Below are 12,880 nucleotides of genomic sequence, written 5' to 3'. Positions count from 1 at the left end.
AAACAGCAGCGATGGGCTTCACTCCCACCACTGCCAACCCAGATTGATAATTAAACCATTCATCATATATTACGACAGCCAAACTGCCGGGGTTGCCTGTGGCAAAATAAAAAGGGCGGGGCAACCCTAAAGCCCCGGTACCCGTTATTGTTATAAAAACGCGTGCGATGCTGGCAACCGCCAAAAACTATATAAAAAGCAAAATAGCCCCCCCTGTAACCGAAAAAGGCGTTGTAGAGGCTTACGACCTGTGGGCGTCTGACCACGATATGCAGCCGGGCAACTTAATGCTGCACCTTGACGAAAGACTTTTTAAAGGCCTGTTGGAAGGATTGGAGCTGAAAGGCAAATTTATAGCTGATATAGGCTGTGGTACCGGCAGGCAATGGCCCGCTATATTTAATAAACAGCCGGCGACGCTAACAGGCTTTGATTTATCGGCCGGAATGTTAAAAAAATTAAAAGAAAAATATCCAAAGGCAAGTACCTTAAAAATTGCCGATAATTTATTTTCTGATATCCCGGATGCTTCTTTCGATATGATAGTGTCAACACTTACCGTTGCCCATATTGAAGATATAGACGAAGCCCTGCATGCCTGGTGCCGTTTGCTTAAACCGGGTGGCGAAATCATCATCACCGATTTTCACCCGCATATGCTGGCACTTGGTGGTAAGCGTACCTTTAAACATGGTAATGCATTAATAGCTGTGCGTAACTATTTACATCCTATATTTACCATAAAGCAAGCGCTATCAAACAATGGTTTTAACCTGATAACACAGCAGGAAATAAAAATTGATGAAACCATGAAACAATTTTACGCCGATGCCAACGCCCTGCATGTTTACGAAAAATACGTTGGCTTCCCGGTTATTTATGGCATTTATTTAAAAAGAGCGTAAATGATACTGAGGAATGTAAAACCGGCTGATGGCGGGCGGGCAGTTGATATCAAAATTGAAGGCGAAAAGATTGATCAGGTTAGTTTATCGATGATAAACGCCAATGATAAGCTATCGCTGTATTTTGAACACTCCATCATTTTACCCGGCCTGATTAACTCGCACGATCATCTTGATTTTGACCTCTTCCCGCAACTGGGCAATCACATTTATAATAACTATATTGAATGGGGAGCACATATTCACCAGGAGTTTAAAGCCGAAATTGCTGCGGTGCTCAATATCCCCCGACACCAGCGTATACTTTGGGGAATCTATAAAAATTTACTGTGCGGCGTTACTACCGTTGTAAATCACGGGCAACAAGTACATGTTGATAATGCCCTGATTAACATATTTGAGGAAACGCATGACCTGCACTCCGCAGCGCTCGAAAAATTTTGGAAGCTTAGGCTCAACAATCCATTAAAACGCAAACTACCGGTAGTTATCCATACGGGTGAAGGGACAGATGAACTGGCCACCCGCGAAATAGATGAACTGATTGGCTGGAATAAATTAGGACGTGCTTTGGTTGGCGTTCACGCTGTAGCTATGAGCAAAGAACAGGCCCCTTATTTTAAGGCCATTGTTTGGTGCCCCGAATCGAACTTTTACCTGTTGAACAAAACGGCAGATATACATAAACTAAAAGCGTTTGCTGATATTCTTTTCGGGTCAGATTCCACCCTTACAGGTAACTGGAATATGTGGGACCACGTTAGTATGGCCCGTAGCATAGGGATGCTTACCGACGAGGAACTATACCAATCGCTCAATAAAACTGCAGCAAAAACATGGGCAATTAATACCGGCGAAATTGCTGCCGGCAGGCAGGCCGACCTGGTTATCGCGAAAGCAAACCATGGCGCTGGCCGTTATGACGCCTTTTTTGCTACACGGCCAACAAACATCCAAATAGTGATCCAGAAAGGGAACATCAGGTTCTTTGACCAGGAACTGTTGCCTGTGCTGGCCGGTGCATTAAAAGGAAAATCGTTCAGTTTGATAAAGGTGGGTGAGTCCTATAAATATGTCGAAGGAAATATCGGGGAGTTGATGGCCTCCATTCAATCGTACTTGCCAGGTGTTGTTTTCCCGGTTACCTTTATACAACATCAAATTATCTGAAATTGATAAAGCTGATCGATCTTGTTTATTATTCCCATCTAAATTATACCCGTCCGCAGCAGGTAACAGAAAACCATGCCCCGGCGCTCACCTTTGCTATATACCTTAAGGACAGGCTTGATTTTGCTTTCGTAAAGCATACAACATTTGAACAGGATATTGTAATGAACGGCGTACCCTATTATTTTTTTAAAGGCCGCAACAGGTTCTGGTCTCTCACTATAAAAACCCATGTTCTTATCCGGAAATTAAAGCCTGATATTGTGCTGGTACAAGGCCTGGTATTCCCTTTACAAGTAATGTTTTTAAAATTGTTTTGTGGCAACAACTTCAAACTGGTTATACAGCACCATGGCGAATTGCCCTCGGATGGCTTAAAAGGCCGGCTGCAAAAGATAGCCTGCAATATGACCGATGCCTTCCTTTTCACTTCGGCCGGCAATGCGGATGCCTGGAAGAAAAAAAACATTATTAAACCTGATGCCCGTATATTTGAATTATTAGAAGCTTCTACCGTTTTTAAACCTATTGATAAAGCCCTGGCAAAACAACATACCGGCATTGCCGGTAAAGCAAACTTCATTTGGGTGGGTCACCTGAATAAAAATAAAGCCCCTTTAACCGCTTTAAACGGTTTTCATGATTATCTGCACGTTAATCCCGCTGCAAAGTTGTACATGATTTACCAAACCGATGCACTGTTAAATGATATAAAGCAGTTAATAACATCTTCTGCCCTGCTATCAAATTCGGTCACTTTAGTGGGTCAGGTAGCTAATACCGACTTGCCTTACTGGTTTAGCGCAGCAGATTATTATATATCGGGCAGTCATAAAGAAGGCAGCGGCTACGCCTTGTTAGAAGCTATGGCCTGCGGCTGCATCCCTGTTGTTACCACCATCCCATCGTATAAAAAAATCACCTTAAATGGCCAATATGGATTTTTATATCCACCGGGGAATGCCGGAGCATTAGGCGAAACCCTTAAGGGGCTTGAGGGGGTAGACCGGCAAAAACTCTCAGCAGCTGTATTAAGCCATTTTACCCAAAGGCTAAGCTTTAAAACCATAGCCGACGACCTGGTTGATATTTGTCACCAATTAATGGATAAATAAGCTGGTAATGCGGGCCGCTATTGTTTCGGTAGTGTAAATTAGCACAGGTTCGTGCTTTAATTCTTTATCGTTTAACAGTTTTTTAATAATAAGCGGTAAGTCTTCGACATTATCGGGTACGAGGTGCTGAGATGGCCTTGTATTCATTCCATTAACCAGGCTCAACACCTGGCAGCCCGCGTATAAAGCCTCGCTTAAAACGGTGCTGTAACCTTCATAGCGCGATGTATGCAAAAATATTTTGGAACGTTGCATCATGGCCAATACTTCCGGGTGTGGCAACTCGCCTTTTAGTTCGATGTTATTCTCCAGCCCAAGCCTGCTTATTTGTTTTTTCAAATTATCCATTTCAGGGCCGTTGCCACATATCACCGTTTTTAATCCCGGAAATTCGGTAACCAGGCTTTTGATCACTTTTACAAAAAGATCATATTGCTTAAGCGGAATAAGCGAACCTGCACCCATAATATCGATGTCGCGATGGGCTGCACCGGCTCCAAAAAGCGTTACATCAATACCTGTAGGGATAACATGCGCCGGTTGAATGCCATAATTTAACCTGAACTCTTTTGCCACAAAATCTGATATCGCGATTATCGAACTGCCGTCGGGTTTTATCCTGTTAACATAATCATTACCGGCTTTCGCATCCTGCCCGAGCAGCCATGCATAATGCGGCAAACCGTATTTTTTTGCAAAGCGGTTGCCCATAAAGGAGCACTCCCCCATCCAAAAGCTTAATAAACCAATAAGTTTGTAACTGGCATGAAGCTTTTTTAAGTTTTGCCATACCCGTTGCCAGGTTATTAACCTGAATACCTGCCCCCTGCCCCTGCCCGCAATGGCTATAACTTCGACCCCGTACCAGTTATATGTTGAAGCTGTATTAGGGTACTGAAAACTGATAACAACGATATGCAAGTTTGGATTATGCTGTTTTAAAGTCCTGACAAAACCCTGCATAGGCGGTACCCAGGTGGTATCGTTAACGTTGGCAGGGAAACCCGGCGTTAATATGACCAATGCTTCAGGCTTACTCATTTATTAAAGGGATTATTTTGTTGCAATGGCTCAGGCTTGCAATGTTGTGTGTTATAAAAAATATGATCTTGCCCTGGGCTGTTAACTGCTTTAGTTGGGTAAGTATAGCCTCCTCTGCCTGTTGGTCCATTTCGCCAAATGGTTCGTCCATGATCAGCACATCAAAATCGTGGTACAAGGCCCTTGCCAGGGCTATGCGTTGCCTTTGTCCGCCGCTCAGGTTTTTGCCATTTTCGCGCACTATTTTATTTATGCCTTCGGGATAGCCGGCCAGCAAGGGGGCAAGTCCGCAAAAGGATATGGCCTCCTCCAGTTTCGCGGTATCATATTCCTGATCATCAGTAAGCGTAATGTTTTTAAGGATGGTATCGTGAATAAAATAGTTCTGTTGTTTTACATAAGCTATTTTTTTCCAGTACTGCTGTCTTTTATGGGTATCAGTTTGTTTCCCATCTATATAAATATAACCCGACTGAGGCGTCAAAAAACCAAGCAATAAATTAATGATGGTTGTTTTGCCACTGCCCGAGGCTGCCGATAAGCCAACAAAATCGCCTGCGTAAACATCGAAGCTAATGCCGGCCACTACCGGTTGGTCTACATAACTAAAACAGACGTTGTGAAAACGGATAGAGCTAATGGGTTCAACAATATTAAGTGTGCCTGCTTTTTGCAACGCGTCGGGTTCTTTTACAGCAAGTAAATCATTCAGGGTAAATTCATAGGTTTTTATTTGCCCCATACTGTTCAGGATTTTGATAATACCGGGGATGATTTTGTAGGCAGCTGTAATAAAAACGCCAATAGTAAGCACATCAACCACTGCCCCACGTGCCGCCCATCTGTTAACCAGCACCAGGATAAAAAAACCAAAAATGGCAAAAATCTCTACCAATCTTGCAGGCAGCCCCTGCAACGTTTGTTGGGCCGCAATATTGTTATTAAGCTGCTCCTGGTAACCTGCGTACCTATCGGCCAGGAAAGTGCGCTTATCGTAAATGTTTCCTTCTATAAACCCGGCTAACGACTCCTGTAGATACTGGATACTTTTTTCGCTCGTTATTTTTGTTTGTTCGCGCACCTGTTTCGATTTCCGTTTGATAAAATACGCCAGGATAATTATGGGCGGTAACAGCACCAGCAGCAATAAAAAAAACAGCAATGGCTGGTAAATCAATATAGCGCCGATGGTAAATGAAATGAGCAGGCTTTGCGATATAATTTGCTGTACATTATTGAGGATGTAATGGCTAAATTCGATAGGCTGCTGACTTACCTGGCGGATGTGTACAGATGAATCGACATTAATAAATTTGATATAATCATCTTTCAGGTAGTGAAGGATATTCCTTTTCGACAATCGCGACGCTACTCCGTAAAAAAAATGATGCTGAAACCTGGTAATCAGGTAGCCCAGCCAGTTTTTGCCGCAATACAGCAACATAAATAAACCGATTGGCACTATAGATTGCTGTTTAAGCCAGTTAAGCTGTAATAAATGATGTTGAACAGGCGTGCCCGAGGTATAAAGCCCTATGATGATAAGCAATGCCCCTAAAAAGGCAATATCAAGCACGCTGATAAGCAGATCGAGCAGGATAAGCCTGTACAACCTGTTTTTTTCGGTTACGCTAAGCAGCGAAAGAATTCCCTTAAAAACGTGTTTCAAAATGCCGTAATGATAAAGTATTTTAGTACTTCATCATTACGGCATAGGATGGGTAATGGTTGCCCGTGTGTTATGTCTTGAGTCCTAAGTCTGAAGTCTTAAGTTAAAAATGACATTTCAGACTTCAGACTTAGAACTCAAGACTTCGAACTATTGCACAAGCTTAATCTCCACCCTGCGGTTCAAAACACGGCCTTCTTCGGTTGTGTTATCGGCAATGGGTTTGCTTTCGCCATAGCCCTTAACTGTTAAGTTATCTGCACTGATGCCGCTATTTGCCAGGTAGGTTTTAACCGAGTTGGCACGCTGAACAGATAATTCCATATTACGTTCGTCGGTACCTTCGGCAGATGAATTTCCATTTAAAACGAATTTTGCCGATGGATCTTTCTTCATTTCTATAACAGCCTGGTCAAGCGCCTGGTATGACGCGGTTTTTAACACTGCCGAATTAAATTCAAACTGGATATTGGTAAAATTATAATTTGGCTTAGCAGGTGCAGGCGGCGGGGTTGGCGCAGGTGCAGCAGCAGGCGGCGGGGTTGGCTTCGGTGCCGGCGCGTACATTTTCTCGGTTTCAACAGGAGCAGGTTTTTCGGCTAATTTCTTGGCTTTACAAGCAGGAAAAGTGACGGCTACTAAAGCAATAAGCGATAAAAATAAAGGGGCTTTTAAAAACTTCATAGTTGGTTTTGATTTTTCGGTAAACATAAAAAAATATTTGCCACATGGCTTTAATGCCCATACGGCATTATTAAAAAAAGGATTTAAATGACAATTTGTTTGGCATGCGCATGATCCTTAACTGCCAGTTAGAACGGGAAATTGCCTGGATAAGTATTATTAAGTTAAGACGCCTTATATATTACCCCAATGTTTATTTCGGATTAATCGCAGTGTTTTTATTAATATTTAAGTAATTCTACGCAGCTAAATACGTACAACTACCGGGAGTAATTTAAAGCTGATTATGTTATTTAGCAATAATCCTAAAACACATCAACATGAAAACCGATACTCCTTTTGAACCAATTGAAACGCCGGATATACATTTTTTGCGCCGGATAGAAGTATTAAAAAAACACCCGGAAGTAAAACAATTAATGGGCTACGATCCATGGGCCGCAGTGCTTACATTTTTCATTGTGGCAGGGCAAATTAGCTTTGCATGGGGTGTTAGTATATGGTTTCCTTCGTTTGGAACATATTGGTGGCAAATTATCCTGCTATCATACGTGGTGGGCGGCACGATGAACCATTGGTCGGCCATGGCCGTACACGAAATGGCACATAACCTAATGCTGAAAACGCCTGCACAAAATAAGGCGCTGGCCATATTTGCCAATATCCCGGTTTTGGTGCCGGGCGCTATCGCCTTTCGTACCCACCATATGAAGCATCACTCCCACCTGGGCATCGAGCATGTTGATAATGATTTCCCGAGCCATTGGGAAGTGAAAATGGTAGGAAAATCGGGCATCAGGAAATTCATCTGGCTGTTTTTTTACATATTCTTCCTGTTTTTGGTGAGGGGATTTGCTACCAAACCAACCAAATGGGAATGGGCCAACATCGTTACGCTGATTATTACCGATGTATTGATATTTGTGTTTTTAGGGAAAATTGCCATTATCTACCTCTTCCTATCCACCTTATGGGGATTCAGCCTGCATCCCGCGGCCGGGCATTTTATTCATGAGCATTTTATATTTGAAGAAGGACAGGAAACCAACTCGTACTATGGCTGGCTCAACTGGGTTTGTTTTAATGTAGGCTACCATAATGAACACCACGATATTATGAACATACCGGGCAGGTTTTTGCCTAAGTATTACAAAATTACCAAAGAGTTTTACCAGCACCTGGATTCCACCCACTCCTGGACGCGCATGTTTTATGATTTTATTACCAAGCCCAATTTGGGCGCAGATAAACGTTACGTACGAACAGAACAGGTGAGAAAGCAAGGAATAAAAATGGCCGAAGAAATGAAGCGAAGCCGGGAGATGGCGTAGTGGTCAGTGGTCAGTGGTCAGTGGTCAGTGGTCAGTGGTCAGTGGTCAGTGGTCAGTGGTCAGTGGTCAGTGGTCAGTGGTCAGTGGTCAGTGGTCAGTGGTCAGTGGTCAGTGGTCAGTGGAAATAAACACAAAATGCGCATCTAAAGATGCGCATTTTGTGTTTATTAAAAATCCCTATTCAAAGCTCTCACTCACTATTCACCACTCACAACTGACCAAGGCCACTACTACTTCTTGCTCACTACCACACTCCAGTCGCTTCCGCTGCCTATTTTATAAATGTCGGCAAAACTGCCCTGGTTTAAGGCAAAAGATAATTGCATTAAACTATTCATATACGCCAAAGGCTTACCTTTTGCTACCTCGCCAAAAGTATCGCTGTATGGAGCATCTCCCTCAAATTTCTTTTCGCCATTTTGGTAAATTACCAGGTGAAGGATATCTCCTACCTTAACGTTCAGTTGTTTTACCAGGTCGTCGCCTATGTTTGTCCACAGGTTGCCATATTGAATATCAAGGATATCAATGGTACCTTTCAGGGTTCCGCCTTCCAATATTGCTTTTTGGTACGGAATTTTCACCACCTGTTTAGGCAGTTCGGGACCAACCTGTTCATAAGTAATAACGCCGGCTGCCAGGCGTGCGGCTGTGTAGGCATATACATCGCGGCCATGAAAGGTGTATGATTTTTCGGACCCTTTACGACGATTGCGCGCCTCATCAATTTGCCTGATTTCGGCTATTCCCAGCGATTCTGCTATCAGCGTCAAGGTGCCATTATCCGGCGTAACAATATATTGGCCGGTTTTGGTTTTCAGCACAACAGATTTGCGGGCAGTACCCACCCCTGGGTCAACTACCGAAACAAATACGGTACCGGCAGGCCAGTAATTTACAGTTTGATAGAGGCGGTATGATGCTTCCCAGATGTTATAGGCAGGAATCTCATGTGTGAGATCATAAAGTTTTAAATCGGCAGAAACACCGGTGGCAACGCCCTTCATGGCCGAGACAGCGCCATCTTTTACGCCAAAATCGGATTGGAAAACCACAATTTTGTTTTGGGCATAGGATAAACCGGTAATTGAAATTAAAAGAATGGTAAGTAGCTTTTTAATCATGTTGAAAATATATTTATTGCATAACGCGGTGACGTGCCTTTTTTTGATGTACGCGTTTGCAGGTACGCAGCGACTGTCACACAGCGTAAAATACAATAAAATATTAAAACTAACACCAATTTAAGCAGCTTTTCAAGCCCAAAAAAAAGGCCGCCCCTTGCGGGAACGGCCTTCAAACCAAACTAACTACTTTATGAAAACAGTCTTTAATTATTTTACAGCTATTTCTCTCGATTGAAATTTAGCTTCTTCTTTTTTGGTAATGGTCAAAGTCAGGATACCATCGGTATAGTCTGCTTCGATTTTTGAATGATCAGCACTTTCGGGCAAGGTAAATGACCTGCTGAAAGAATTATAGCTGTATTCGCGTTTGCTGAATTTTTTACCTTCTTCAACGTTTTCAGTTTTCTTTTCGGCTGCCACGGTTAATACGTTTTTATCTAAACTGATCTTCAAATCTTCTTTCTTTAAGCCTGGCACAGCCAATTCAACCTGGAATTCATTTTCAGTTTCGCTGATGTTTACGGCAGGTATGCGGGCTACCAGTTTATCGCCAAGGAACGAATCGTTTAAAATTGAATCGAATACATCGTTAAAGAATGGGCCTCTCGCGTTGTTTTTTAATCCGTTGTTAAATTTTACTAAAGTCATGATATGTATATTTATAAGTTTTTGTTTTTGTTAACTTCGTGAAGTATTAATCAACTGTTATACCAACAGGGAAAATCAATATTTTATATGACTATTTGTCATTGATAAAGATTTCTTACCGACAAAATGACACAAATGGCCGAAAAACTCAGCGATTACAAATTTAAAACTGACATACCTATCCGTTTTTCGGATATTGATTCATTAGGACACGTTAACAACGCCATATATTTAACTTACTTTGAAATAGCAAGGACCAACTATTGGAAAGACGCCATAGGTTGGGATTGGAATAATGCCGGCATTATTATAGGCCGCTCAGAGATCAATTATCTAAAACAAATTACTGTTCAGGATAAAATAGCCTGCTACGTGCGCACCATACGCATAGGCAACAGCAGCTTTGACGTGATGCATGTATTGGTAAAAATAACCCCGCAGGGCGAAGAAATTGTAACAACCGGCAAAACAGTTTGCATCAGCTATGATTACGCCGCCAATAAATCAGTTTCAATCCCGCCGGATGAACGCAGGAGTATGATTGCATATGATGAGCCGAGATTGATATTGAATACAAATTGATATGCAGATTATACGGAATTGCCTTGCTTAATTAATAAGACTACATTATAAATCGTTAAACCAAACCTTATTTATCATATGGCTGTAGGATTTACACCAAAGTTTGTAGAGGAATATCCTCTTGACAATTTGTCGACAGCTCAATTCCTGGTAATTGTCCACGAATCGGTTAACGACCTGGGCTGGGAAACCAGTTATGTAAGTCCAACCGGCATTATAGCTTACACAGCTAATGGTGTTTTTGGCTGGAACGCCATCATCCGCATCACTATTGAAAACGACACGGCAACTGTAAAAAGTTCCTCGGCCGGGAGTGAGATGTTTGACTTTGGCCGTAATAAAAAAGCGGTAAAGAGCCTGGTTGAAGCTATAGATGAATTTAAAAGCAAACTTTCTGCCGAAGACATTGAAGAAAAACACCTGCAGTTATCTGCAAACTTTCCGCCGGCCGGCGACGATTATTTAAAACTGCCGCCACAGGGTACTGCTGAACAAATAAATGGGTTCCTCACTATATTTAAACCGCAACCGGGCTATTTTGTAACGCCTGTACTATTTAATTTAAATATCCTGGTGTTTATACTTATGGCCATAAAGGGTGTAGATATTCTATCGCCCACCGTTGCAGATCTATTACAATGGGGGGCCAATTTCAAGCCTTTAACATTAGATGGCCAATGGTGGCGGTTGCTAACCAATGTGTTTTTACACATAGGCATTTTGCATTTACTGCTCAACATGTACGCACTTGTTTACATAGGTCTACTTTTAGAACCGCACTTGGGTAAGCTAAGGTTTATTACCGCTTACTTGTTAACCGGGTTGCTTGCCAGCATTACCAGCCTCTGGTGGCACGAAAATACGGTGAGCGCAGGTGCTTCGGGTGCTATTTTTGGCATGTATGGGGTATTTTTAGCCATGCTTACAACAGATTTGATCGAAAAATCTACCCGCCGTGCCTTACTTACCAGCATAGCTGTGTTTGTTGGCTATAATTTACTTAATGGCCTAAAAAGCGGAGTCGACAACGCCGCCCATATAGGTGGCCTGGTAGGCGGTTTAATAATTGGCTATTGTTTTACCCTGAGCCTCAAAAAGCCCGCCGACATCCGGTTAAAACATTCGTTAATAGCCATATTAACTATAATTACGCTTATAACATGTGGCTGGATATATAAAGCTATGCCTAATGATATTGGAGATTATGATAAAGGGATGGAGATGTTTACCAGCAATGAGACCAGGGCTTTAGAGGTTTACAATATGAAAGGTGCACCACGCCCAAAGGTACTTACAGCAATAAAAAAGGGTATCGGTTATTGGAATGAAGATATTAAAATATTAGAAAGAGTAGATAAACTGAGTGTTCCTGAACCAATAAAAATGCGCGATAAAAAACTAAAGCAATACCTTGATCTGCGGATTAAAAGTTTTGAGATAATGTACAAGGCAGTCGACGAAAACACAGACAAGTATAATGCGGATATGAATTATTACAATCACCAGATTCAGGTTATCATTGATAGCATGAAGGCAGTAGAGTAATTTAGGTTTCCAGCTATCTGCTATATTTCAGAACCATCGTTCTAAATCAAATAACATCAATCATATTTTCACACGATGCACGATGTAATTCCGGAACAATTGTTCCGGAATACAGCCAATTCACATTTATGAAAATAAATTTACTTTCATTTAATTTATTTTTGATAAAATACGTACTTTTAAGGCGCTTTACAACCTTATCAGTACATAAAAAATGAAATATACCGTTAAAAACCTATTGATCTTATCCGTATTTGTGAGCATTGTTTACCAGGCTTGTAAAAAAGAAAACACATCTGCTGACAAAAAAACTGACTCCAAAATAGCCGCACAGATTGCCATAAACCTATATAAATCGCTAAGTGGCAGTAACGGTGGAGCGAACATACAAAACGGACTGAACGCCTATAGTAATATAAATAAAAAGAATAGTAAGCTTGCTGTTAACTCCTTTTATGTTGGCGAATGCGGGCTAATGATGGATACTACTGTTTCTTTCGATTGGAGCAGAGGAGACAGCATAACTACGCTTACTGATAAAATTAAATTCACTTCGTTATGTAAAACCGCCAGCTTACTACGCGGTTATACCTTTGACGACAGCACTACAATTATTGGCAAAACACCAACTTTTGGCTTTACCAGGGTGGCTACCCAGCATTTTGCTGTATATGGTATCGATTTAGCTTATACCCAATTTTCGTTAAATGGTAAATCAAGTTTTAAAACGTCAGATTATCCGCTGAACGGCAGCAAGACGGTTAAATACAATTCCTTTTCAACCAATTACATTCTTAAAGGGGTAAAATTCAACACCGGAACAGATCCCAAGGTAATAAGCCCCAATATATATGAGGGCACAGCCGATTTTAGCGGCGAGCATGTTTACGATGGCGGTTCGGCATCTTACAATACCGATAAATATACAGGAACTGTTGAGTTTTTAGGAAACTGGAAAGTTAAAATAACTTACAATGGCACGGCTTATACAGTTGATTTGAACACAGGGATAGTAATTTAAAAATAATTTGAGAATTTGAAAATTAGTTTTCTTCGGTTTTAC

Annotated in this window: 13 protein-coding genes; 8 read left to right on the top strand and 5 right to left on the bottom strand. The window is 41.7% G+C overall.

Going from position 1 to position 12,880, the window contains the following annotated elements; genetic code table 11:
- Nucleotides 1–167 precede the first annotated feature (167 nt).
- From ACFGVS_RS02240 to ACFGVS_RS02230, 3 genes are read left to right on the top strand one after another with little or no spacing between them, the layout of a single operon-like run.
- On the top strand, nucleotides 168–905 hold the full coding sequence (locus ACFGVS_RS02240; RefSeq protein ID WP_439697271.1) for a class I SAM-dependent methyltransferase: 738 nt from the start codon (nucleotides 168–170) through the stop codon (nucleotides 903–905).
- Nucleotides 906–2,075 (top strand): amidohydrolase family protein, encoded by a 1,170-nt coding sequence (locus ACFGVS_RS02235; protein WP_439697270.1) that lies wholly within the window; start codon nucleotides 906–908, stop codon nucleotides 2,073–2,075.
- A 2-nt stretch (nucleotides 2,076–2,077) separates the two neighbouring features.
- Nucleotides 2,078–3,190, top strand: coding sequence for a glycosyltransferase family 4 protein (locus ACFGVS_RS02230; RefSeq protein WP_439697269.1), 1,113 nt, complete (start codon nucleotides 2,078–2,080; stop codon nucleotides 3,188–3,190).
- On the opposite strand, the gene ACFGVS_RS02225 is transcribed toward ACFGVS_RS02230, so the two are convergent.
- The 3 genes from ACFGVS_RS02225 to ACFGVS_RS02215 all read right to left on the bottom strand — a co-directional run bounded on the left by ACFGVS_RS02225 (nucleotide 3,176) and on the right by ACFGVS_RS02215 (nucleotide 6,584).
- Nucleotides 3,176–4,231 carry a glycosyltransferase family 1 protein gene (locus ACFGVS_RS02225; RefSeq protein WP_439697268.1) on the bottom strand — a complete coding sequence of 352 codons (1,056 nt, stop codon included), beginning with the start codon at nucleotides 4,229–4,231 and terminating at the stop codon, nucleotides 3,176–3,178. The genes ACFGVS_RS02230 and ACFGVS_RS02225 overlap by 15 nt on opposite strands.
- Nucleotides 4,224–5,900 carry an ATP-binding cassette domain-containing protein gene (locus tag ACFGVS_RS02220; protein WP_439697267.1) on the bottom strand — a complete coding sequence of 559 codons (1,677 nt, stop codon included), beginning with the start codon at nucleotides 5,898–5,900 and terminating at the stop codon, nucleotides 4,224–4,226. Before ACFGVS_RS02220 ends, ACFGVS_RS02225 begins: the two co-directional genes overlap by 8 nt.
- A gap of 150 nt (nucleotides 5,901–6,050) precedes the next feature.
- Nucleotides 6,051–6,584 (bottom strand): OmpA family protein, encoded by a 534-nt coding sequence (locus ACFGVS_RS02215; protein ID WP_090650465.1) that lies wholly within the window; start codon nucleotides 6,582–6,584, stop codon nucleotides 6,051–6,053.
- A 320-nt stretch (nucleotides 6,585–6,904) separates the two neighbouring features.
- On the opposite strand from ACFGVS_RS02215, the gene ACFGVS_RS02210 reads away from it, so the two are divergent.
- Nucleotides 6,905–7,915, top strand: coding sequence for a fatty acid desaturase (locus ACFGVS_RS02210; RefSeq protein WP_439697266.1), 1,011 nt, complete (start codon nucleotides 6,905–6,907; stop codon nucleotides 7,913–7,915).
- Complete coding sequence (locus ACFGVS_RS02205; protein WP_439697265.1) at nucleotides 7,915–8,043, top strand: hypothetical protein; 129 nt, start codon at nucleotides 7,915–7,917, stop codon at nucleotides 8,041–8,043. Before ACFGVS_RS02210 ends, ACFGVS_RS02205 begins: the two co-directional genes overlap by 1 nt.
- A gap of 102 nt (nucleotides 8,044–8,145) precedes the next feature.
- Here the strand turns inward: ACFGVS_RS02205 and ACFGVS_RS02200 are convergent, their stop codons facing one another.
- Nucleotides 8,146–9,039, bottom strand: coding sequence for an SAM hydrolase/SAM-dependent halogenase family protein (locus ACFGVS_RS02200; RefSeq protein WP_439697264.1), 894 nt, complete (start codon nucleotides 9,037–9,039; stop codon nucleotides 8,146–8,148).
- Nucleotides 9,040–9,249: 210 nt separating this feature from the next.
- Nucleotides 9,250–9,690 carry an Hsp20/alpha crystallin family protein gene (locus ACFGVS_RS02195; protein ID WP_090650170.1) on the bottom strand — a complete coding sequence of 147 codons (441 nt, stop codon included), beginning with the start codon at nucleotides 9,688–9,690 and terminating at the stop codon, nucleotides 9,250–9,252.
- A gap of 135 nt (nucleotides 9,691–9,825) precedes the next feature.
- Here ACFGVS_RS02195 and ACFGVS_RS02190 point away from each other — a divergent pair, with 135 nt between their 5' ends.
- From ACFGVS_RS02190 to ACFGVS_RS02180, 3 genes are all read left to right on the top strand, one after another.
- Nucleotides 9,826–10,272 (top strand): acyl-CoA thioesterase, encoded by a 447-nt coding sequence (locus tag ACFGVS_RS02190; RefSeq protein WP_090650463.1) that lies wholly within the window; start codon nucleotides 9,826–9,828, stop codon nucleotides 10,270–10,272.
- Between the two features lie 78 nt (nucleotides 10,273–10,350).
- Nucleotides 10,351–11,817 carry a rhomboid family intramembrane serine protease gene (locus ACFGVS_RS02185; RefSeq protein WP_439697263.1) on the top strand — a complete coding sequence of 489 codons (1,467 nt, stop codon included), beginning with the start codon at nucleotides 10,351–10,353 and terminating at the stop codon, nucleotides 11,815–11,817.
- Nucleotides 11,818–12,031: 214 nt separating this feature from the next.
- The gene (locus ACFGVS_RS02180) at nucleotides 12,032–12,838 is read left to right on the top strand and encodes a hypothetical protein (protein ID WP_439697262.1); all 807 of its coding nucleotides are present in this window, start codon (nucleotides 12,032–12,034) and stop codon (nucleotides 12,836–12,838) included.
- Nucleotides 12,839–12,880: the final 42 nt, after the last annotated feature.

The organism is Mucilaginibacter sediminis, assembly GCF_051903035.1.
Classification (GTDB): domain Bacteria; phylum Bacteroidota; class Bacteroidia; order Sphingobacteriales; family Sphingobacteriaceae; genus Mucilaginibacter.
Note: the sequence above shows the minus strand (reverse complement) of the source record. Positions and strands in the feature narration are given on the sequence as shown.